Raw genomic sequence first — 20,610 nt, forward strand, 5'->3', positions numbered from 1 at the left:
GGTGCGGAGACCGACACATCGCGCCATATTTCGTAAATGCTGGACCCTCCCCGACATGCAGTGTTTACTTGGCAGAGCCTGCGCTGTTCACACTGCGGCGAGGAAACTGGATCTGTACGAGTAACCAAGATACGCATGTTGGGGAATGACGCATGAGCATTGACAACCGTCTGAAGGCAGTACTCGATGGCCTGGCCAAGGCCCACCAAGAGGGAACCACCGCCGGCGGCAGCGCCGTACTCGCGGAGGCCATCACTGCCTACCCGTTCGACGAGCGCGAGGGCGAACTGCTCTCGGGCGGCATTCCCCGGGGGCACAAAGCACTGACGACGGCGACCTCGAAGCTCGTCAAGGCGGGCTGGATCACCAAGGGCCGCGGCGGTTGGAAGATCACCCAGGAAGGTTTGGCCGCATCGGCTGCCTTCCCGGACGGCGCATCGCTGGCCGCAGCCCTCGCTTCCGGCGCGCCGGTGCCGCCGCTCCCCGCCGAGGCCAAGGCACGCAAGCCCCGGGCCGCGGCAAACGCTGCACAGCAGCCGAAGCGCCCGGCCGATGCACCCAAGGTCGCTGCCGCCTCCGCGTCCGCCCCGCCCGTGGTCACCGAAGCTGCCCCCGAAGCCGCCCCGGCTCCCGCCGAGGTTCCGGCACAGGAAGCCGCCCCGTCGTTCCCCCAGCCGGACGCCGTCGCCCTCGCCGGAAACTTCGCCGCCGTGCTTGGCGCCTCCGACTGGCAGCCTGAGGTCGAGCAGGTGCAGATGCGGCTCGACCCGTCGGACCAGCTCTGGAAGCTCGAAGTGGACCTCCCCGCCGGCTCCTACGCCTACAAGGCGGCCATCAACCGCTCCTGGGACGAGAACTACGGAGCGTACGGCCAGCGTGACGGCGCCAACCACGAAATCCACCACGCCGGCGGCCCGGTCCGGTTCCACTACGACCACCGCACCAAAGACGTCAGCGTCCACTAAAGCGAACATCTACGAAAGCTGCCCGGTTCGGCCCGCGCCATCCCGCGGCCGAACCCACAGCGCGCCGGAGGGCGGTCTTCATCATGAAGGCCGCCCTCCGGCAGTTCCGGTCGCCTCGTCCTCTCCGGCTTGCCCTGTCCGGATAAATTTGCAGCCCGGGGAATAAACCTGCCGGCCCTCCGGTTGACATAACTGAAGCCCGGTTCTTATGCGCAGCAGGAATCTCTCCGGTGGAAGCCTCGGCGCACGGATGTCATCCGCGCCCTTCCTGCCGGGTTCCCGCAGTCCGCGGCATCCGCTTCAAGCGGCCTACCGGCCCGATGACCCTTTCCGCCAGACACAGGAGGTACCCCTTTGACAGCCGCAGCCCGCAATCCCCTGGTCAGCCTCACACCTACCCGCATCCGCAACCTGGGCGCGCTGCGCCGCGGCGATGCGGTGGAAGCCCGCTTTCACAACGACGTCCAGTACCGCGGCCAGGTCGTCCGCACGGCCCCCGGGGTCGGCCTGGTCTGGATCCGCGACGAGGCCGGCGGACGCCGCCGGGCCGTCAGCGCATCCGACTACTCCATCTGGCGGGTCCCCGAGCAGGGCTAGGCCCGAGCGGCCTTCTCCCCTGCCAGCTTCCTGACAATGTCTCCCGCCGGTTCGGCTTCGGCTTCCCGGTAGCCGACGCCGGCCCACAGGGACATCAGTTGGGCATCCTGGGCTGCCGCCGCCGCGGCACGGACCGGGCGGGTCACCTGGTTGACCTGCGGGTACACCGCCGGGGCAAAGCCCGTGAAGCGCTGGATGAAGTCATTGTCCACGCCGCGCGCCACCCGGCCCGAGAACGCCCGGGTCAGCACGGTCCCGGCGCCGCGCAGGCTGTGCAGTGCGTCCTTGTAGAACGGCGCCGCACCGGATTCCGGCGAGCGCAGCAGCGCGGTTCCGACCTGCACGGCGGACGCTCCCAACTCCAGCGCAGTGCGAACATGGCTGGGCTTGCCGATCCCGCCGGCCGCGATCAGCGGCAGATCGACCTCCTCGCGCACGCGCGGCAGCAGTTCGGCCAGCGTCAGGTCATTCGGATCCGCGGCCACGCTGAACGTCGAGCGGTGCCCGCCCGCTTCGGTGGACTGGACGACCAGGGCGTCAGCTCCGACCGCCGCGGCCGCCTTGGCATCCGCCTCATCGGTGACCATGACAACGACGGCGGTGTCCACAGCGTGCAGCGCCTCCACCGTCCCGGTGTCCGGCAGGCCGAAGGTGAAGGACACGACCGCCGGCCGGACCCTCAGCAGCAGGTCGACCTTCTCTGCGTACTGGTCCGTATCCTGCCAGTCCGGCTCCGGAACGGGCTGTTCAAGGTACTCGGCCAGCCGCCGCCGATAGGCCTCAAGCGCCTCGACGTCGTCCTTGCCGGGCGTGCCGGCCCCCGACGCGGGCACGAACAGGTTGACGCCGAAGGGCCCCCGATCCAGCGACCGCACCCGCGCGATCTCCTGGTCCAGCTTGGCCGGCGGTTTCAGCGCACCGGCCAGGAACCCCAGTCCGCCTGCCCGTCCCACCGCTGCGGCCAGCTCGGGCGTCGACGGGCCGCCTGCCATGGGAGCGCCAATCAGCGGGATGGCCAGGTCTGCTACGTTCCACATGATCGAAGACTACTATCCCTCCCCCGGGCACGGCGCCTTCCTGCCGGTCACGGGGCCTCCCTGCCGGTCACGCCGATTCCATCTCCGGGCCCGCATATTCCGACCCGCTCTTCCGGCCGGTTCCCTCGGCGCTCCTTCGTCGCTCCTTCACGCATATTCCACCGCCCTGCCCGATCCCCTCGACCCGGTACCGCCCTGACCGTTAGTTTGGAGCCATGGCTGCTGAGAATGATGGAACCGCGTCCCGCACCCGGTTGCTTGCCCGTGCCCTCGGCCGGGTCCAGGGAGTCGGCTTCCGCTACTGGGCCAGGGACCAGGCGGAACGGCTGGGTTTGACCGGCGCCGCCCTGAATGAACCGGACGGCACGGTGAAGATCGTGGCCGAAGGACCGGAGGCAGCCGTGGAGGAATTCCGGCTTGCGCTGGAATCCGGCCGCACGCCGGGCAGGATCGAACGGCTCGACGCCTCCTACTCCCGCGCCACGGGCGAATTCACCGAGTTCGGCGTCGGCTGACACCGGACGGCCGGGCGCCAGTTGACATCGGATGGTTCGGCGTCTGCCCACCCCCGACGCGGAACGGACCATGCCCGCGCGGAAGGCGCGGCTCCGGCGCGTTCTGCGGCGGGGTAGTCGGCTGGGTTGTCCGGCAGAGTAGTCCGGCAGGGTTCTTCGGCGGGAAGGCACCCTAGTCTTCCCGCCGGTGCAGGCTCAAGCTTTCGGGCCAAGTTTCGTGGAGTTTCCTTCAAACCCTTGGGGATTGGCCCCGAAGCGTGCTAAGCATGCTTACAGGTGAAGCAGACGCCTGATTCCCCCTTTGCGAAAGGTCGTCCGAAGTGACTGCCAAGAGCTTCCTATCCCCCGAAGACCCCTTCCCTGCCGATGTGCAGGCTCTGCCCGATGCCAGGCTCCATGTCCTGAACAGCCTGGTGCACCGCCAGATTGAGCGCGAGTACGTAGGAGCCAGCGGACCAAATCCCGAGACCGAGTTCCGGCTGGAAGAGCTCCGGATCGAACTCGACCGCCGGGAATCCCTCGCCAAACCGGCAATGGACCTTCCCGCTCCGCCGCCGTGCGGCGCCCCGCTCCCGGCCTGACCGGGTCCGGACCAGCGCGGGGCCTTCCCCCAAGGGCCCTGCGGCCAACCTCAGGAGGTTGCACCATGCAAACTGTCCACGATAACCCGGCGGACTCCGAATTCGACATGTATATCGATGGAGAAATCGCCGGCTGGGTACGGTACCGGGTGGAAGGCAGCGAAATCTGGATGCTCTACACCGCTATCGCCCGCGCTTTCCATGACCGGGTCCTCGCCGATCCACTGATCCAGACGGCGCTGGACGACGCCCACCGTCGCAGGATCGGCGTTGTTCCGTTCTGTCCGCTGGTCCGGCAGTACATGCGGCTGCACCCGCAGTACCTCGGACTGATTCCCGCAGATCGTTCGTCGCTGTTCCAGCCGCGCCGGCCGCTGGAGACTGCTGCCTCCTGAACAGGCACGGGTGGCGGCCTGCCCGGCTAGACTCGAAAAAGAGCAGCCGAAGCCGCAGACCGCAAAGGACACCCATGACCGATTCAGCGCACCACCTGCCCCGGCGCGCCGCCGTCGTTGTTAATCCCATCAAGCACGTCGACGTGGACCTGCGCGCACTGGCTGCCAAGGTCTGCCGCGGCGAAGGATGGGAGGAGCCGCTGTGGCTGGAAACCACCAAGGAGGACCCGGGCCAGGGCCAGACGCGGCAGGCGATCGACGAGGGCGTAGACCTGGTCATCGCGGCCGGCGGCGACGGGACGGTGCGGTGCGTGGCGGAGGAACTCGCCGGGACGGACGTGCCCCTGGGGCTGCTGCCGCTGGGCACCGGCAACCTGTTGGCGCGGAACCTGGATATCGACATCACTAATCCGGAGGGAGCGCTGCGCGCGGCCCTGTCCGGCACGGAGCGCAAGGTCGACGTCGTCCATATCACCGTGGACCATGCGCAGGAGTCCCACGTCTTCCTGGTCATGGCCGGCCTCGGGTTCGACGCGGCGCTGATGGGCGACACCCGGGACGACCTGAAGGACAAGGTCGGCTGGCTCGCGTACGTCGACGCCGGTATCCGCAACCTGCCCGGCAAGCCAACCAAGACGCGGATCACGATCGACGACGGCAAGCCGTTTGTCCGCCGGCTGCGCAGCGTTATGGGCGGCAACTGCGGCAAGATCGTCGGCGGGCTGGAGATCTTCCCCGGGGCCAAGATCGACGACGGCCTGCTGGAGATCATGACCGTGGCGCCGCAGGGGCGGCTGGGCTGGTTCGCGGTGCTCGCCGGCCTGCTCCGCCGCGGAAAGGGCAAGGACCCGTCGATCGAGTACTTCCAGTGCCGGTCCGCCGAGGTGCAGACCACGGAACCGCAGGACATCGAGATCGACGGCGACTACATCGGCAAGGGCACGCACCTGCTGCTGCGTGTCTACCCCAACTCGCTGCGCCTGCGCATGCCCTACGGACCGAAGGACCCGGCCGTTCTGGTCAGTCCCGAACCGTAACCGCCGGCGCGCCGCTAGACTGGCGGGCATGGCAGAAGCAAGCACAGTATTTGGTTGGGCCTTCGGCGATCCGGGGCGGGAAGCGGACGAGGCGTACCAGCAGGAGCTGCGCGACAGCGCCCTGGAGAACGCGCTGCAGGAGGCCGGCCGCAAGGGCGTGGAAGCCGACGCCGCCACCGCGGCCTACACCGTGGTGGACGGCGACGGCTCCCTGATCGACCATGGCGAAGCCGCACGCGGCCGCATCGTGGTCCGCTGCACGGTCAACGTCAGCGGACCCGGTGCAGAGAAGCTGCACGCGGAAGGCCCGATGAACGGCTGACCCCTAGCGCACCTTGTCCTTGAGGAAGGCGACCGCGCGCTTCCAGGCCAGCTGGGCTTCCTCCGGACGGTAGTTGCCCTGCGGGTTCTCGTCGTTGTGGAAGGCGTGCGGGGCGTCGTAGTAGAAGTACTCCACCTCTGCGCCCGACTCGCGCCGGATCTGCTCCGCCTGGGCCTTGGCCTTCTCCACGGGGTACGACGAGTCCTGCTTGCCGTAGTGGCCCTGGATGGCGGCGCGGACGCCGGCGTAGGAGTCCGGCACGCCCTGGCCCACCCCGTAGAACGGCACGGCGGCACCGATCTTCTCGCCCTGCTGCGCCGCGAGAGCGAGCACGAATCCGCCGCCCATGCAGAAGCCGATGGCGCCCACGGTCTTGCTGGTCACCGCCTCGCTGCCGAGCAGGTAGTCCACCGCGCCGGCCAGCAGCCGGGCGCCCTCCTCCTCCGGCAGCTTCGACATCATCTCCGCCGCTTCCTTGCCGTCATGGGCGATCCGGCCGCCGTAGAGGTCCGGAGCAAGCGCCACGAAGCCTTCGGCCGCCAGCCGGTCGGCTACATCGCGGATGTGGTCCACGAGGCCCCACCATTCCTGGATGACGATGACACCGGGGCCCTTGCCGGATTCGGGCAGGGCGAGGTATCCGTGGGCTTCACCTCCGGCAGACGGGAAAGTCAGGTTCTGGTGCGGGGTCGTCTCGGCCAAGTCTCCTCCTTCGTAGCGGAACGTACGGTCTTCAGTCTATGGACCCGGCCGCGCCGGTCAACGAATGGCCTCCAGGAAGGCCTCGACCATGGGGGCACCGGTGACGGCTCCGAGGTCGCCGTCCTCGACGAACACTGCGACGGCCAGGTCCCCCTGGGCGGCGATGACCCAGGAGTGGGTCTGCAACGGGTCCTTGTTGCCGTATTCGGCGGTGCCGGTCTTGCCGATCACCGGGTCTCCGGGCAGCGCCGCCAGGTTGGACAGGTAGCCGTCCGTCACGGCCGCGCGCATCATGGTCCGCAGCTGCCGCGCCTCTTCCTCGGTGAGCTCGGCGCCCTCGGCCGGCTTCGCCTCGCCGTCGTACCCGTCCACCAACCGCGGAACGACCAGTCCGCCGTTCTCCACGCTGGCCATCATGACCGCGAGCGCGAGCGGCGACGTCTGCACCCGGCTCTGGCCGATCAGGGACGCCGCGTGGGCGGTACCCTCGCTGTCCTCGCGCGGAATGGCGCCCCAGAACGCCTCCAGTCCGATATCCGCCGTCATGCCGACCCCGAGGGCTCCGGCGGCGTCCGCCAGCTGGTCCTGCGAGAGCTTCTCGTATTCCGAGACGAAGGCCGTGTTGCACGAATGGGCGATCGCCTCGGTCAGCGTGATCTGCCCTTGGAAGGCCGGGTCGTAGCCGTCCACGTTCTCGAAGGTCCGCCCGTCCGCCGTGAACTTGGCCTCGCAGTCGACGGTGGAGTCCGGCGTCAGGCCCTGCCGCATCAGGCCCAGCGCGGTGGCGATTTTGAAGGTGGAACCGGGCGCGTACTGGCCGAGGAAGGCGGTGTTGTAGCCCTCGCTGCCCGGGCCGTTGGCCGCCGCGAGGATCTCCCCGGTGGAGGGCCGCAGCGCGACGATCGAGCTCGGCGATTCCGTGTCCTGCAGCACCTTCTCGGCGGCGGACTGCAGCTTCGGCTCCAGCGTGAGCTGTACGTCCTTGCCGGCCTCCACGTCGGTGCTGAACAGCTCGCGGCGCGGCGCTTCCGCACCCTCGGCTTCCGCCTCCCCGACCGCGGACAAGCTCAGCCCCGGGGTGCCCGCGAGGTCTTTGTTGAACGCGGCCTGGATCCCCGAGGCGCCGATCGTCTCCCCGGCGACCACTGCGCCGTCGGACTTTTCAATGTCCTCCGCGGTAGCCTCGCGGACGCTTCCGAGCACGGCCGAGGCGAACTCCCGGGTGGGGGCCAGCGGCAGCTTGTCCTCTACGGCCAGGAAGCCGTCGATCGCGTCCAGCTTCTTTTGGTCCAGGTCTTCGAAGGCGGCCTCGCGCAGCGTGATGGCGTCCACGAAGGCCTCCTCGCCGTAGCCCTCGACCTTGGCGGCGTAGTCGGCGGCATCGATATCGACGACGGCGGCAAGCGCCTTGGCGGAGTCCGCGGCCTGCGCCTTCGTCAGCCCCTTCTTGCTGATCCCGACGACGCGGACCGGGCGTTCGGTGACGATCGGCTTGCCGGCCGCGTCCAGGATGTCGCCGCGTTCCGGCTCCGCCGTGTCGAGCGAGAGCTTCTCCCCGGCCTGCAGCGAGGGCTCCAGCACGGACGGCTTCCACTGGATCTGCCACGGAACTTCGCTGTTGTCGGAGCGGACCAGTCCGGCGGTGGAGGTGTAGGTCCAGTCCTGGTCGGAATCCGGAACGTCCCACAAGTAGTTGAGGGTGACGGTGGCCTGGTCCCCCTCGGGCTCCGAGATGGAAGACACCGAGACAGCGGGCTTTAGCGGGTCCGCGCCGGCCAGGATGCCGGCAAACTCTTCCTGGACCTGCGCCGGCTCCGAGGTGAAGGCCAGGCCGGAGACATCGCCCTTGGTCAGCGCCGCCGCGAGCGCGTCCGCGGTGCCGCGGCCGTCGTCCTGCGGAGCACAGGCCGTGGCCGTGCCCATCAGTGCCAAAACGAGTACTGCCCCTAATGCGCCGCGCTGCATGTTTCCCCCGGTCCTCGAACGTCCCTACTGAAACTATCCGCCGCCCGGCCGATCTGTCGATCCTTCCCGCGCAGGTCCGGGGCCGTGGGTACGATCGGAGCATGATCCGGGCAGAACGCATCGAGAACTATGTGGACCGGCTGGCGTCCGGGGAGCCGACGCCGGGCGGCGGTGCCACGGCGGCCGTCCAGCTGGCCCAGGCCGCGGGGCTCCTGTCCATGGCGGCCAACTTCAGCACCGGGGACGGCGGGTCCGGGCGGCAGGCGGAGCGCCTCGGAGCGGCGGCACGGAAGCTCATCCCGCAGGCCCTGGCCCTCGCCGACGACGACGAACGGGCCTTCGGCCAGGCCGCCGAGGCCTACAAGCTTCCCGCGGACACAGAAGCCGACGCGTCCCGCCGTAGCCGTGAGGTCCAGCACGGCCTGCGCCAGGCCGCCACGCCGCCGCTGGGGCTGGTGGAACTCGGCGGCACGCTGCTCGGTCTGGCCCGGGAGCTGGAACCGGAGGCAAATCCGAACGTGCTCAGCGACATCGCGGCCGCCGCCGCGTCCATCCGCTCCGCCGCCGGGACCGCCGCCGCCACGCTGGAAACCAATGCGGCCAACCTCGCCGACGAGACCGCCGTCCGCCGGCTGCAGGACGCGGTGGTGCAGGCGGACGAGCTGGCCGCGGGCTGCGACGCCCTTTCGGCGAGGCTTCGCGCCCGCATCCGGGCCAACAACGGCTAAGCCGGGCGAGATGCGCCGTGACCGCGTATTGCGGAACGGCTAACGCAACGGCTGGTGAAACGAACGGCCGGCAGCCTTGGCCGCGGCCAATCCGCCCCGTTCCGCAACCCGCGCTACGGTTCGGATGCAGTCCGGCGGGAGCCGGGTCCTTTTCGCCGCGGCGCGCCTAATGTGGGTCCATCATTCGCGCTATTTTGAAAGGCTCCGGCCATGAAGAAATTGCACGCGTGGCTGGCGGTCCTCCTGATGATCGTCGCACTGGGCCTTGTCGCTCCCAGTTCAGCCACCGCTGCATCCTATTGCGGCATCACCTGGGGATCACTCGCCAAATCGTCGTCACGCATGACCACCGCACCGATCACCAACGTTCGGGCCGGCAGGCATGCCTGCTACGACCGGATGGTCGTCGACATCAAGGGCAAACGCGCCGGATTCGACGTCCGCTACGTCAAGCATGTCCGTTCCGAAGGCTCGGGCTTCGTTGTTCCGCTGCGCGGGGCCGCCGACCTGCAGGTCGTCGTCCGCGCCCCGGCCTACAACAGCAAGGGCCAGCCGACCTACACCCCGCGGGACCGCAAGAACCTCGCCGACGTCTCCGATTTCCGCACCTTCCGGCAGATTGCCTGGGCGGGCAGCTTCGAGGGACAGACCACCATCGGCCTGGGCGTCCGCGCCAAGCTCCCGTTCCGCGTCTTCACCGTCGCCGGGCCGGGCTCCCGCTCGAGGCTGGTGATCGACGTCGCCCACCGTTGGTAGCAGGCGACCAATCCCAGCGAAAGTTGAAGCAAGCGCTTCTACAGCTGACGACGGCGGCCGCGCGGCCGCCGTCGTCAGCTTTTCCGTGTCACTGGGGTTCGTGTCACTGGGGTTCGTGTCACCTGGGTTCGTGTCACTCGGGTTCGAAGACGCTGCGCAGCCGGTCTTCTTCGTCCCGGCTGAGGTTGGTCTCCAGAAGTTCCGCCTTGGTTCCGGTGAAAGCTTCGGCCACCCTGTCCATCACGGCGCCGGCGGACAGCACGAACAGTGCCGAGGTGCCTGGCGTGACCTTTTCGCGGATGCGCCTGATGAACGAATCGTCAATGCCGACGTCCGCCAGCGATCCGGCGAGGCCGCCGACCGCAGCGCCGACCGCCGCGCCCAGCAAGGGGATGAAGAAGAGCAGGCCGAACAGGAACCCCCAGAAGGTTCCGCCCAGGGCCCCCGCACCGGCAAGGTTATGGGTTTGCCGCGTCTTCGGTTTCTTCGCCCCCGCAGGCCAGGACACCACGGCCGCGTCACGGACTTCGATGAGCCCCTTGGTCTGCAGATCCAGCAGGACCCGCTCTGCCTGCTCGGCGCCGTTCTCGTCCTCGAATTTCCACACTGAAAGAGTTGCCACGGCCGTACCTTCCATTTCCCGGCGGAGATGTGAACCTGTTCGAATACTGCCAAGCGGGCCGCTGTTTCGGATCACCCTTTTCGGGTGAACAGGGGCTGGTCCCGCGCCGGGTCCGCCGCCGGAACAGGAGCGCCCGGGTCAGCTGCCGGCGAGCTTGCCGGCCATCCGCTCCCGCATGGCCGCGCTGGCCGAGTTGAGGCCGATGATCTCCACCTCTTTGCCGTGCGCCCGGTACTTCTCGGTGACCGCATCGAGCGCGGCGACGGTCGAGGCGTCCCAGAGGTGCGAGGCGTGCATGTCGATGACGACCTTCCGCGGGTCGCGGGCATAGTCGAACTGGGTGTAGAGGTCGTTGGAGGAGGCGAAGAACAGCTCGCCGTCGACGGCGTAGGCCGCGACCTGCTCGCCGTTGAGTTCGAGCACGGTGCGTTCCACCGTGACGAGATGGGCCACCCGGCGGGCGAAGAGCACCATCGCGGTCAGCACACCGACGCCGACGCCGATCGCGAGGTTGTGGGTGGCCACCGTGACGGCGACCGTGGCCAGCATGACCGCGGTTTCGCTCTTCGGCATCATCTTCAGGGTTGAGGGGCGGATGCTGTGCCAGTCGAAGGTCGCGATGGATACGAAGATCATGACGGCGACCAGAGCGGCCATCGGAATCAGCGCCACGATGTCCCCGAGCGCCACCACGAAGACCAGCAGGAACGTGCCGGCAAGGAAGGTCGAAATGCGGGTTCGGGCGCCGGAGGCCTTCACGTTGATCATGGTCTGGCCGATCATCGCGCAGCCGCCCATGCCGCCGAAGAAGCCGGTGATGATGTTCGCCGCTCCCTGGCCCCAGGATTCGCGGGTCTTGCTCGAGCGCGTGTCCGTGATGTCGTCGACCAGCTTGGCCGTCATCAGGGACTCCAGCAGGCCAACGAAGGCCATCGCGAGGGCGTACGGGAAGACAACCTGCAGGGTGTCCAGGTTCCACGGCACGTTCGGAACGAAGAACGTCGGCAGGCTGTCCGGCAGCTGACCCTTGTCACCCACCGTCGGCACGGTGATGGAGGCCAGGACGGTGATGAGCGTGAGCACCACGATGGCGACCAGCGGCGCAGGCACCGCCGAAGTCAGCCTCGGGAGGCCAAAGACGATCAGCAGTGCCAGGGCGGTGAGCGGGTAGACCAGCCATGGAACGCCGAGGAGTTCGGGCACCTGGGCCAGGAAGACCAGGATGGCCAGGGCATTGACGAACCCGACCATGACCTGGCGGGGGATGAAGCGCATCAGCTTGGCGACGCCGAGCACCGCGAGGACAACCTGGACGACGCCGGCCAGGATCACGGCGGTGATGAAGTAGTCGATGCCGTGGGAGGCGACCAAAGGTGCGACCACGAGGGCAACGGCCCCGGTAGCCGCGGAGATCATCGCCGGCCGCCCGCCCAGGACGGCGATAGAGACCGCCATCGTGAAGGACGCGAAGAGTCCCAGCCGCGGGTCGACCCCCGCGATGATCGAGAAGGCAATCGCCTCGGGGATGAGCGCCAACGCCACGACGAGGCCGCCGAGGACCTCGGTCTTGAGCAGCCGGGGAGACTTCAGGGTGCGCAGCACCGACTGGCGTTCTTCGGGGGTCAGCGCCGGCGCGGCGCCCGTGGTCGCGGCCATGGATTCTTCCTTCACGCGGATAAGTCCTCGTCGGAGTAGCGCAGCGAAAGCCAGTTCTCGCGGCTGGCGAGCGCGGCCCCCTCGGCGTCCCCGGACTCAGCGCAGCTGATGATCCGGGCATGCTGTTCCACCGAGTTGCGGGCGGCCAGGCTGCCGAACCGCTTGCGTTCCACCCGGCGCAGCACCGGGGTCCACTGTTCGAGGACGGCAGCGACGGCGGCGTTTCCGCTGGCCGCCACGAGCACCCCGTGCAGTTGGTCGTCGGCCGCCAGCGCGCGGTCGACGTCCTGCTTCTCCAGGGCATCGGCGAATTCGGTGTTGGCGCCGGCCATGGCCGCGATCTCCGCTTCGCCCACCGACGGCACTGCCAGGCGGGCGGCCAGTTCATGCATGGCGGCGACGACCTGCTGGGCGCTGGCGGTGGATTGCTGGTCATACGGAGCCACCGTGGTGGCCTTGCCAGGTTCGGCGATCACCAGCCCCGCCCGCTCCAGCCGCAGCAGGGCCTCCCGGATCGGAGTCCGGCTGACGCCCAGCCATTCCTCGAGTTCGCTGTCGCGCAGCCGCTCCCCCGGCACGAGGGTGCCGTCGACGATGGCGTCGCGGATGGATTCATACACGTGGTCGCGCAGCAGCGAACGGCGGTGTACGCCGTGTTTCAACGGGATGGGCATGGGTCAATTTTACGGGTGCCGGCTGCCGCCGCATGCAATATATTGGGCCTCAGGCGGGAGACATTGGGCACCCGCAAGAAGTTTCGGACACCCGCAGCACCATTGCTCAGCTTTCTTAGCTTTCGATTGTGGCCGGCGGCGGTGGTGTGTAGCGTGGGGACCAGTGGCCACGGCTGGTCCGCGACGGCGGACCATTGATCCCCACGCTCGATTGATCCCCAGCTCGATTGATCCCCAGCCAAAGGAGGACACCATGGAAACTGTTGAAGAGACCATCGACGTGGCCGTTCCGGTCAGCACGGCCTACAACCAGTGGACCCAGTTCGAGTCCTTCCCGAATTTCATGTCGGGCGTGGAATCCGTCGCCCAGTTGACGGACACGACCAACCACTGGGTCACCAAGATCGGCGGCGTTGAACGTGAGTTCGATGCCGAGATCGTAGAGCAGGTCCCCGACCAGCGGATCGCCTGGCGCAGCATCGACGGCAAGTCCCACGCCGGCACCGTGACGTTCGAGCGGCTGGCCGAGGGCAGCACCCGGGTGAACGTGCGCTTCGCTTGGGATCCCGAGACCTTCGTCGAGAAAACCGGCGCGGCACTGGGCATCGACAGCGCCCGGGTGAAGTCGGACCTGCGCAAGTTCAAGGAGTTTATTGAGTCCCGCGGCGCCGAAACCGGCGCATGGCGCGGCGAGGTGAGCGACAGCGGCCCCACCGGCACCGCCGCCACGGGCCAGGCGGGAACCGGCAGCGTTCCGGAAAGCACGGACCTGCCCGGCACCGGCGGCCCCGGAACCGCCGGCCTCGACGACCTGCCTCCGGGCCGGTCCGTCTAGCCCGCCGTTTCGCAGCGAAAAGGGAAGACGCCTGCAGGGCCGTGCCTTCCGCCCGCACCCGGGATGGAAGGCCCGGCCCTGTCGCACTCCGCAGCAGTCACACTTCGGAACAATCAGCCGATGCGTGCTTGTTGTACGTGTTAGCGTTCAACGTCGCCGCCGCCAACAGGCGCCGGCCAACTGTCCAAAGGATCCGCACTCATGAATCGTCGCCGTCTTTCCCTGCTCGGAGCAGCCGCCGCCCTCACGCTTGCAGTGGCCGGCTGCGGAGGTTCCCAGCCCGCCCAGGACGGCTCGAGCGGTTCCGCCAGCGCTGCCCCCGTCACGCTGGAACAGGTGAAGAAAGACGGCGTACTGACCGTCGGCACGGAAGGCACCTACCGCCCGTTCTCCTTCCACCAGGACGGCGCCGGGGAGCTGACCGGTTACGACGTCGAAGTCATCACCGAGGTCGCGAAGAAACTGGGCGTGGAGCCCAAGTTCGAGGAGACCCAGTGGGACGCGATCTTCGCCGGCCTGGAGGCCGGACGCTTCGAGGTGATCGCCAACCAGGTGACCATCAACGACGAGCGCAAGGCGAAGTACGACTTCTCCGAGCCGTACACCGTCAGCAACGGCGTCATCGTCACCAAGGCGGACAACTCGGACATCACCTCCTTCGCAGACCTGAAGGGCAAGACCACGGCGCAGTCACTGACCAGCAACTGGTACACGCTCGCCAAGGATTCGGGCGCCAACGTAGAGTCCGTCGAAGGCTGGGCCCAGGCCGTCTCCCTCCTGGAGCAGGGCCGCGTCGACGCGACCATCAACGACAACCTCACCTACCTCGACTACCAGTCCACTAACAACAACAAGGACATCAAGGTCGCCGCCACGACGGAGGACCAGTCGAAGGTGGGGCTGGCCTTCCAGAAGGGCAGCACCGACCTGGTGGACGCCGTCGACAAGGCACTGGACGAGCTGCGCGCCGACGGCACCCTGGCCAAGATTTCCGAGAAGTACTTCGGCGAAGACGTCTCCCAGTAGTCAGGTCCGGAAGGCATCTCCCGGTAGGACGCTGCGGCCCGGCCCGTCCCGGCCTCAGGGCTCGGAGACGACGCCGAGCCGCAGTGCCGCGCCTACGTACATGCCCGCGAACGCCCGGGCTGTCTGCTCTACTGCCGAATCGGCCGGCAGGAACGAGCTGGAGTGCAGCGCGCGCGGATGCTCCGGAGCCACCACGCTCTCGTGGCCGTCCACCCCCAGGAAGGCCATCAGCCCCGGTACCTTCTGCGTGAAGAAGGCGAAGTCGTCGGAGCCGCAGCTGCGAAGCGGCTCGCCCAGCCGCAGGCCCGCGCGCTGGACCCACTGTGCGCCGAGCCGGGCCATCTCGTCGTCGTTCACCAACACCGGATCGCCGCGGTCGATGCTTACCACCGCGCGTGCTCCGAAAGCCATTGCCTGGTGCTCGGCGACCTCGCGCAGCCCCCGGTGCATGCGTTCCTGGTCTTCGGCCGTCATGCTCCGCAACGTGCCGGCCAGCACGGCCATGTCCGGTATGACGTTGCGGGCCGTTCCCGCGGACAGCATGCCGACCGTGAGCGTCGCGGCTTCCACCGGGTTGACGCTGCTGCGGACGAGGTCATAGAGGGCGAGCGTGATCCGGGCCGCGATCGGCACTGGATCGACCGCTAGATGCGGATAGGCGCCGTGGCCGCCCCGGCCGTGGACGGTGATCGTGAATTCGTCGTAGGCGGCGTTGACGCTTCCGCCGAGGATGCTGACGGACCCCGCGGGCAGGGCATGGTGCACGTGGACCGCCAGCACCGCCCCGATCCCGGCCGCCTTCAGTCCCCCTTCGTCCACGATGTCGCGCGCACCGGAGGGGTGGCCTTCCTCGCGCGGCTGGGCGATCGCCACCACCGCGGCGGGCAGCCGGACCCTGCCGGCGGCACGCACGAACGCGACCATGGCGGCCTGGTGCACATCGTGCCCGCAGGCGTGCATGACGCCGTTCTCCGCGGCCCACTCGACCCCGGTGGCCTCGTACAGCGGCAGCGCGTCCAGCTCGGCCCGGACCCCCACGGCGGGACCGAAATCCGGCCCGGTGCGCGCCAGGAAGCCGGTCCCCGCAATGGACCGGACGGGCAGTCCCAGCGCCGTGGCCAGGGTGGCCGCGGCCGGCGCCTCCTTCCCGGACAGGCAGGGGTACTGGTGCAGGCTGTGGCGAAGGGCGACGGCGGCGTCCAGCTCGCCGTCCAGCGCCTTGTTCAGCGCCTCGAACAGTTCCCCGGCAGAGTGGATCATGGGCCCTCCAACCCGCATGCGCGCTCCGCGTGGCGGAGCTGCTGAACCCGGCGATACGTTGGCATCCCGCTGGATCCGGTCACGCGCGATGGGCTGATTAAACTACTTCCGGCGTGCCGCGGGAAGGGCCGGGGCGGCCCGCTTCCGCCCGTGCACTAGCCTGAACCTATGGATGTGGACTGGGAGCTGTTCTGGACGTCGCTTTGGCCGATTGTCCAGGGCGGCCTGACGGGGACCATTCCGCTGTCCCTGGCCAGCTTCGCCCTCGGGCTGCTGCTGGCCCTGGTGGTGGCCCTCATGCGGCTGAGCGGCAACGCGGTCCTGGCCGCCCTCGGCCGCGCCTACGTATCGATCATCCGCGGCACGCCCCTCCTGGTCCAGCTGTTCGTGATCTTCTACGGGCTGCCCTCGATCGGCATCGTGATCCCGCCGTGGCCCAGCGCCATCATCGCCTTCTCGCTCAATGTCGGCGGCTATGCAGCGGAGATCATCCGCGCCGCCATCCTCTCCGTACCCAAGGGCCAGTGGGAGGCCGGGCACACAATCGGCATGTCGAGAGGACTGACGCTCCGCCGGGTCATCCTGCCGCAGGCCGCGCGGGTCTCGGTCCCGCCGCTGTCCAACACGTTCATCTCGCTCGTCAAAGACACCTCGCTCGCGTCGCTGATCCTGGTGACCGAGCTGTTCCGGCAGGCGCAGGAAATCGCGGCGTTCAGCCAGGAATTCATGCTCTTGTACCTGGAGGCCGCCCTGGTCTACTGGGTCTTCTGCCTGGTGCTCTCCAGCGGACAGACCCGGCTTGAAAGGAGGCTGGGCCGCTATGTCGCCCACTGATCCCCGCACCCCGTCCGAGGGCGGCACCCCGTCCGACCCCCGCACCCAATCCGAGGGCGGCGGCGCCAACGATCCGATCGTGGCCGTGACGGAGCTGCGCAAGTCCTTCGGCGAGAACCACGTGCTCAAATCGATCGACCTGTCGGTCGCGCAGGGACAGGTTCTGGCGCTGATCGGCCCCTCCGGTTCAGGCAAGACCACCGTGCTGCGCTGCCTGAACGGCCTGGAAATTCCCGACGGCGGACGGGTCGCCTTCCGCGCCGGACCTTCCGTCGAGTTCGGTCGGCCGGTCTCCCGCCGCCAGCTGGCCGCCCTGCGCGACCGCTCCGGCATGGTGTTCCAGCACTACAACCTGTTCCCGCACCGCACCGTACTGGAGAACGTCATCGAGGGCCCCGTCCAGGTACAGAAGCGGCCGAAGGATGAGGCCGTCCGGGAGGCCGAGGACCTCCTGCGCCGGGTCGGCCTGCAGGACAAGAAGGACCAGTATCCGCACCAGCTTTCCGGCGGACAGCAGCAGCGCGTCGGCATCGTCCGCGCACTGGCGCTCAAACCCGCCCTGCTGCTATTCGACGAGCCGACCTCGGCACTTGACCCGGAACTGGTGGGCGAGGTGCTGCACGTCATTAAGGAACTCGCCGACGAAGGCTGGACGATGGTGATGGTCACCCACGAGCTGGCCTTCGCGCGCGAAGTGGCCACCGAAGTCGTCTTCATGGACGGCGGCGTCGTCGTTGAGCGCGGCCACCCGGACCAGGTGCTGCGCGACCCGCGCGAAGAGCGGACCCGCCAGTTCGTGCACCGGCTGCTCAATCCCTTCTAAGTACCGCCGCTGCCAAGCCCCCCTCCGAGCAACCTTCCGAGCACCGCGCCAGGCTCCTGCCCGCAGTCCTTAAAACAGCCGAGCCGGCCGGCAGTCCCCCCGACTACCGACCGGCTCTATGTTGCTTGCAGCGGTTAGCTGTTGCGGCGCTTGAGCGCGACAGTTCCGGCAGCGCCGGCGACCAGGAGCAGGCCCGCTCCGCCGATGCCCCACAGGACAGCGGGATCGGTCTCAGTGGTGGCGCCGGAACGGTCCACGTCCAGCTTCTCCGGGCCCTTGCCCGCAGCGCCTGCTCCGCCGGTCACGACGATGGAGGCCGTGCCGACGACGCCGGTCTCGTCACCGGTGACGGTCACCCAGTGGCGGCCCGCCTTCTCGAACGTGACCTCTTCGGAGACCTCGCCCTCGGCGTTTGCGGCGGTGTCGATGGACTGATCGCCCTTGGTGTTCTGGGCCGACTGGTTCTGGGCCACGTAGACGGTGGCTTCTTCATTGGCTTCCAGGCCGCTCGCCGTAACCACGACGCTCTCGCCGGCGGCGACGCGCGCGTCGGAGACGGTGACGGACTGCTCGGGTGCAGGGTAGTCGGCGGTGTTGGCATGGGCCGCCGTTCCTGAGGTGAACGCGATGGCCAAGGCCAGCGTCACGGTTGAAAGAGTCTTCTTCATAGCTTGATACTCGCTTCAGTTAGGGGGTGTCAGAATCGAAATCAAAACGATCGTTCTTCGGGCAGAGAAAACGGCACAGCTGGGGACTGCACCGTCTTGTCGAATGTATCGTTTAACTTCGCATCTTCCGAGACCCGGAGGCAGAATTCGGCCGATGTTGCGCAAAGTTCACTTTCGCCCGCAACGGCCCGCGCCGCCGTCGTTCTTTCCTGCTTGCCGGGCGTTACCGCGGACTCGGCGTGCCGGGACATAGTCTGTATAGGACCCGATTCTGAGACTGTGAAGGAGTATTCCTTGCTTGCGATCGACCTGCTGCCAGACACGATGGTGACGCAGTCGGCCATGCTGCTGCTGGCCTTCGTGCTCTCCGCGGTCGTGGGAATCGAGCGCGAGCGCAAACTCAAGAGCGCCGGACTCCGAACACACACACTGGTGGGGCTGGGGTCGGCGCTGTTCACCTTGGTCTCCGCCTACGGCTTCGAGAACGTGATCGGCAGCGACGTGGTCCTGGACCCCTCCCGCATCGCGGCTCAGATCGTCACCGGCATCGGCTTCCTGGGCGCCGGTGTCATCTTCGTCCGGCGCAACGCCGTGTCCGGCCTGACCACCGCCGCGTCCATCTGGATGACCGCAGCCATCGGTATGGCCTGCGCGGCCGGCATGCCGCTCATCGCGGTTCTGGCGACCCTGCTGCACCTGGCCACCGTCGTCGTCCTGGCGACGGTCGGAAAGTGGGTCTCCCCCGGCGACAAGGTCCGCGACTTCAGCGTGGAGGTGCAGGACGAAGAGGGCGTGCTGCAGCGCGTGGTGGATCGGGCAGCCGAACTGGGTTTCGAGGCCGCTTTGAGCCGCACGCGGCGCTTCCGCCGCGACGACGGCCAGGCCATGCTGCATGCGGACCTGCGGATCCAGCACGCCGCCGGATCCCTCGACAAGCTGGTGCAGGGCCTGTGCGCCATGGAAAAGGTCTCCGCGGTCCAGGTGGTCAGCGACGAGAACACCTGATGGGATAATTCGATCCATGACCTTCGCGATCGCCTATCAGGGAGAACCCGGCTCCAATTCCCACATGGCCTGCACTGAAGTGCGCCCGGATTGGGAGGCCGTGCCATGCGCCAGCTTCGAGGACACCTTCGCCAAGGTCGCCAGCGGAGAAGCCCAGCTGGCGATGATCCCGATCGACAACTCGATCGCCGGACGGGTGGCGGACATCCACGCGATGCTTCCGGAAACCTCGCTGCAGATCATCGGCGAGCATTTCCTGCGCATCCGCTTCAGCCTGCTCGGCATCCCCGGATCCAGTATTGAACAGGCCCGCGAAGTGCACAGCCATATCCACGCGCTCGGCCAGTGCCGCAAGCTCATCCGCCAGCACGGCCTGAAGCCCGTTATCGCCGGGGACACGGCAGGCTCCGCGCGCGAAGTCAGCCAGTGGCAGGATCCAACCAAGGTCTCCCTCGCCCCGCCGATGGCCGCGGAGCTGTACGGGCTGGATGTGCTCGCCACCGACGCCGAAGACGACCCGACCAACACCACCCGGTTCATCCTGCTCGCGGACAAGAGCCCGATCCCCACCCGCGCAGAGCTGCCCGGCCCGGCCGTTACCAGCTTCGTCTTCCGGGTCCGCAACGTGCCGGCCGCGCTCTATAAGGCGCTGGGCGGGTTTGCCACTAACGGCATCAACATGACCCGCTTGGAAAGCTACATGGAGGGCAACGAGTTCGCTGCCACTAAGTTCATGGTGGACGTCGAAGGCCATCCCGAGGACCCCGCCATGGTTCACGCCTTTGAGGAGCTGGAGTTCTTCACCACCAAGATCAAGATCCTTGGGGTCTACCCGGCGGCACCCTTCCGGCTTTCGCACGGCGGCAGCAACAACTAACGACGGCGGGGCCTCGCTTCGTTGCCGTTTTCGGCTGCCGTTGGTCCCGGCCATTCATAGTGTGCCCCGGTGTTTCTTCCGCCAGCCCAAGACATCCGGGCAAACTAGCTGATCGGTGGCCGGCTTACCGCCGGCGGAGTAAGACCCCCCTGCCTGCATCTCCAATTATCCGGCTGGATTACTGGCCCGATTGGCAGGCCTCTCCGCTCATTGGACCCGCGCTGGTCCCGACAGCGGGTTGGCGCGCGTGACAGAGGCCGGAGACCTAACGCATCTGGAGACCGCAGACTTGCCGCGCACGTGGACACCGGACATCTGCACACAGCCTAGAAGGGTGGTGGGGTGGTGTCGTTGTAGGGGTCTGGTGGCGGGGGTGGGGGTGGTTGGAGGCCGTGGCTGATCCAGGAGCCGTCGGGGTAGCTGGTGTAGGTTTGGCCGGTCCTGGTTTGGTGGCGGATGACGCCGTGGGGTTGCTGGGTGGTGTGCCAGTCGTCGTTGTGTTTGGCCAGGTGGTCCGGCTTGCAGCGCAGGGCGAGGTTGTCCAGTTCGGTTTTGCCGCCGTGTTCCCAGGCCAGGGTGTGGTCGAGTTCGCAGTGCTTCCAGTGGGTGCGGCAGCCCAGTCCGCGGCAGGTTTGATCGCGTAGGCGGATTTCTCGTTTGAGCCATTCGGGCGGGTGGCGCATTTCGCGGGCCACGATCACGGCTTTGTTGTGTTCGTCGGTGATGACCG

Annotated in this window: 24 protein-coding genes; 15 read left to right on the plus strand and 9 right to left on the minus strand. The window is 67.9% G+C overall.

Annotated features, from left to right (window positions below; translation table 11 throughout):
• Positions 1–152: 152 nt before the first annotated feature.
• Positions 153–965 carry a pullulanase X25 domain-containing protein gene (locus AHIS1636_RS19700; protein ID WP_264797567.1) on the plus strand — a complete coding sequence of 271 codons (813 nt, stop codon included), beginning with the start codon at positions 153–155 and terminating at the stop codon, positions 963–965.
• A 354-nt stretch (positions 966–1,319) separates the two neighbouring features.
• Positions 1,320–1,562: a hypothetical protein gene (locus tag AHIS1636_RS19705; protein WP_264797568.1), complete on the plus strand. Its 243-nt coding sequence runs from the start codon at positions 1,320–1,322 to the stop codon at positions 1,560–1,562.
• Here the strand turns inward: AHIS1636_RS19705 and AHIS1636_RS19710 are convergent.
• Positions 1,559–2,599 (minus strand): NAD(P)H-dependent flavin oxidoreductase, encoded by a 1,041-nt coding sequence (locus AHIS1636_RS19710; protein WP_264797569.1) that lies wholly within the window; start codon positions 2,597–2,599, stop codon positions 1,559–1,561. The genes AHIS1636_RS19705 and AHIS1636_RS19710 overlap by 4 nt on opposite strands.
• A 215-nt stretch (positions 2,600–2,814) precedes the next feature.
• On the opposite strand from AHIS1636_RS19710, the gene AHIS1636_RS19715 reads away from it, so the two are divergent.
• The 5 genes from AHIS1636_RS19715 to AHIS1636_RS19735 all read left to right on the plus strand — a co-directional run bounded on the left by AHIS1636_RS19715 (position 2,815) and on the right by AHIS1636_RS19735 (position 5,449).
• Positions 2,815–3,114: an acylphosphatase gene (locus AHIS1636_RS19715; protein ID WP_264797570.1), complete on the plus strand. Its 300-nt coding sequence runs from the start codon at positions 2,815–2,817 to the stop codon at positions 3,112–3,114.
• A 320-nt stretch (positions 3,115–3,434) separates the two neighbouring features.
• The gene (locus AHIS1636_RS19720; protein ID WP_264797571.1) at positions 3,435–3,695 is read left to right on the plus strand and encodes a hypothetical protein; all 261 of its coding nucleotides are present in this window, start codon (positions 3,435–3,437) and stop codon (positions 3,693–3,695) included.
• A 65-nt stretch (positions 3,696–3,760) separates the two neighbouring features.
• Complete coding sequence (locus AHIS1636_RS19725; protein ID WP_264797572.1) at positions 3,761–4,090, plus strand: GNAT family N-acetyltransferase; 330 nt, start codon at positions 3,761–3,763, stop codon at positions 4,088–4,090.
• A gap of 74 nt (positions 4,091–4,164) precedes the next feature.
• Positions 4,165–5,127 carry a diacylglycerol/lipid kinase family protein gene (locus AHIS1636_RS19730; protein WP_264797573.1) on the plus strand — a complete coding sequence of 321 codons (963 nt, stop codon included), beginning with the start codon at positions 4,165–4,167 and terminating at the stop codon, positions 5,125–5,127.
• A 28-nt stretch (positions 5,128–5,155) separates the two neighbouring features.
• The gene (locus AHIS1636_RS19735; RefSeq protein ID WP_264797574.1) at positions 5,156–5,449 is read left to right on the plus strand and encodes a hypothetical protein; all 294 of its coding nucleotides are present in this window, start codon (positions 5,156–5,158) and stop codon (positions 5,447–5,449) included.
• A gap of 3 nt (positions 5,450–5,452) precedes the next feature.
• Here AHIS1636_RS19735 and AHIS1636_RS19740 read toward each other — a convergent pair whose 3' ends face one another.
• Together AHIS1636_RS19740 and AHIS1636_RS19745 are read right to left on the minus strand one after the other, a co-directional pair.
• Complete coding sequence (locus tag AHIS1636_RS19740; RefSeq protein WP_264797575.1) at positions 5,453–6,151, minus strand: dienelactone hydrolase family protein; 699 nt, start codon at positions 6,149–6,151, stop codon at positions 5,453–5,455.
• A gap of 57 nt (positions 6,152–6,208) precedes the next feature.
• Entirely contained in the window at positions 6,209–8,074 is a 1,866-nt protein-coding gene (locus AHIS1636_RS19745; protein ID WP_264797576.1) for a penicillin-binding transpeptidase domain-containing protein, read from the minus strand.
• Positions 8,075–8,217: 143 nt separating this feature from the next.
• Here AHIS1636_RS19745 and AHIS1636_RS19750 point away from each other — a divergent pair, with 143 nt between their 5' ends.
• On the plus strand, positions 8,218–8,844 hold the full coding sequence (locus tag AHIS1636_RS19750) for a cyclodeaminase/cyclohydrolase family protein (protein WP_264797577.1): 627 nt from the start codon (positions 8,218–8,220) through the stop codon (positions 8,842–8,844).
• Between the two features lie 210 nt (positions 8,845–9,054).
• Positions 9,055–9,600 carry an AMIN-like domain-containing (lipo)protein gene (locus AHIS1636_RS19755; protein ID WP_264797578.1) on the plus strand — a complete coding sequence of 182 codons (546 nt, stop codon included), beginning with the start codon at positions 9,055–9,057 and terminating at the stop codon, positions 9,598–9,600.
• A 133-nt stretch (positions 9,601–9,733) separates the two neighbouring features.
• On the opposite strand, the gene AHIS1636_RS19760 is transcribed toward AHIS1636_RS19755, so the two are convergent.
• The 3 genes from AHIS1636_RS19760 to AHIS1636_RS19770 all read right to left on the minus strand — a co-directional run bounded on the left by AHIS1636_RS19760 (position 9,734) and on the right by AHIS1636_RS19770 (position 12,552).
• Complete coding sequence (locus AHIS1636_RS19760; RefSeq protein WP_264797579.1) at positions 9,734–10,222, minus strand: DUF1269 domain-containing protein; 489 nt, start codon at positions 10,220–10,222, stop codon at positions 9,734–9,736.
• Between the two features lie 138 nt (positions 10,223–10,360).
• Positions 10,361–11,878 carry a SulP family inorganic anion transporter gene (locus tag AHIS1636_RS19765; protein WP_264797580.1) on the minus strand — a complete coding sequence of 506 codons (1,518 nt, stop codon included), beginning with the start codon at positions 11,876–11,878 and terminating at the stop codon, positions 10,361–10,363.
• 11 nt (positions 11,879–11,889) lie between these two features.
• Positions 11,890–12,552, minus strand: coding sequence for a GntR family transcriptional regulator (locus tag AHIS1636_RS19770; protein WP_264797581.1), 663 nt, complete (start codon positions 12,550–12,552; stop codon positions 11,890–11,892).
• 253 nt (positions 12,553–12,805) lie between these two features.
• Here AHIS1636_RS19770 and AHIS1636_RS19775 point away from each other — a divergent pair, with 253 nt between their 5' ends.
• Positions 12,806–13,387 (plus strand): SRPBCC family protein, encoded by a 582-nt coding sequence (locus AHIS1636_RS19775; protein ID WP_309298645.1) that lies wholly within the window; start codon positions 12,806–12,808, stop codon positions 13,385–13,387.
• Positions 13,388–13,588: 201 nt separating this feature from the next.
• Positions 13,589–14,413, plus strand: coding sequence for an amino acid ABC transporter substrate-binding protein (locus AHIS1636_RS19780; RefSeq protein WP_264797582.1), 825 nt, complete (start codon positions 13,589–13,591; stop codon positions 14,411–14,413).
• A 54-nt stretch (positions 14,414–14,467) separates the two neighbouring features.
• Here AHIS1636_RS19780 and AHIS1636_RS19785 read toward each other — a convergent pair whose 3' ends face one another.
• Positions 14,468–15,673 (minus strand): M20 metallopeptidase family protein, encoded by a 1,206-nt coding sequence (locus tag AHIS1636_RS19785; RefSeq protein ID WP_264797583.1) that lies wholly within the window; start codon positions 15,671–15,673, stop codon positions 14,468–14,470.
• Positions 15,674–15,841: 168 nt separating this feature from the next.
• Here AHIS1636_RS19785 and AHIS1636_RS19790 point away from each other — a divergent pair, with 168 nt between their 5' ends.
• Positions 15,842–16,507: an amino acid ABC transporter permease gene (locus AHIS1636_RS19790; protein WP_264797584.1), complete on the plus strand. Its 666-nt coding sequence runs from the start codon at positions 15,842–15,844 to the stop codon at positions 16,505–16,507.
• Positions 16,494–17,330 (plus strand): amino acid ABC transporter ATP-binding protein, encoded by an 837-nt coding sequence (locus AHIS1636_RS19795; protein ID WP_275116389.1) that lies wholly within the window; start codon positions 16,494–16,496, stop codon positions 17,328–17,330. The genes AHIS1636_RS19790 and AHIS1636_RS19795 overlap by 14 nt, the downstream gene beginning before the upstream one ends.
• 134 nt (positions 17,331–17,464) lie before the next feature.
• Here AHIS1636_RS19795 and AHIS1636_RS19800 read toward each other — a convergent pair whose 3' ends face one another.
• Complete coding sequence (locus AHIS1636_RS19800) at positions 17,465–17,998, minus strand: hypothetical protein (protein WP_264797585.1); 534 nt, start codon at positions 17,996–17,998, stop codon at positions 17,465–17,467.
• A 294-nt stretch (positions 17,999–18,292) separates the two neighbouring features.
• On the opposite strand from AHIS1636_RS19800, the gene AHIS1636_RS19805 reads away from it, so the two are divergent.
• Both AHIS1636_RS19805 and AHIS1636_RS19810 read left to right on the plus strand, forming a co-directional pair.
• Entirely contained in the window at positions 18,293–19,003 is a 711-nt protein-coding gene (locus tag AHIS1636_RS19805; protein WP_264797586.1) for an MgtC/SapB family protein, read from the plus strand.
• Between the two features lie 16 nt (positions 19,004–19,019).
• The gene (locus AHIS1636_RS19810) at positions 19,020–19,880 is read left to right on the plus strand and encodes a prephenate dehydratase (RefSeq protein WP_264797587.1); all 861 of its coding nucleotides are present in this window, start codon (positions 19,020–19,022) and stop codon (positions 19,878–19,880) included.
• A gap of 326 nt (positions 19,881–20,206) precedes the next feature.
• On the opposite strand, the gene AHIS1636_RS19815 is transcribed toward AHIS1636_RS19810, so the two are convergent.
• Positions 20,207–20,610 (minus strand): HNH endonuclease (locus AHIS1636_RS19815; protein ID WP_264797588.1); only part of this gene is annotated, 404 nt, incomplete at its 5' end.

Source organism: Arthrobacter mangrovi (assembly GCF_026011795.1).
GTDB classification, from domain to species: Bacteria; Actinomycetota; Actinomycetes; order Actinomycetales; family Micrococcaceae; genus Crystallibacter; species Crystallibacter mangrovi.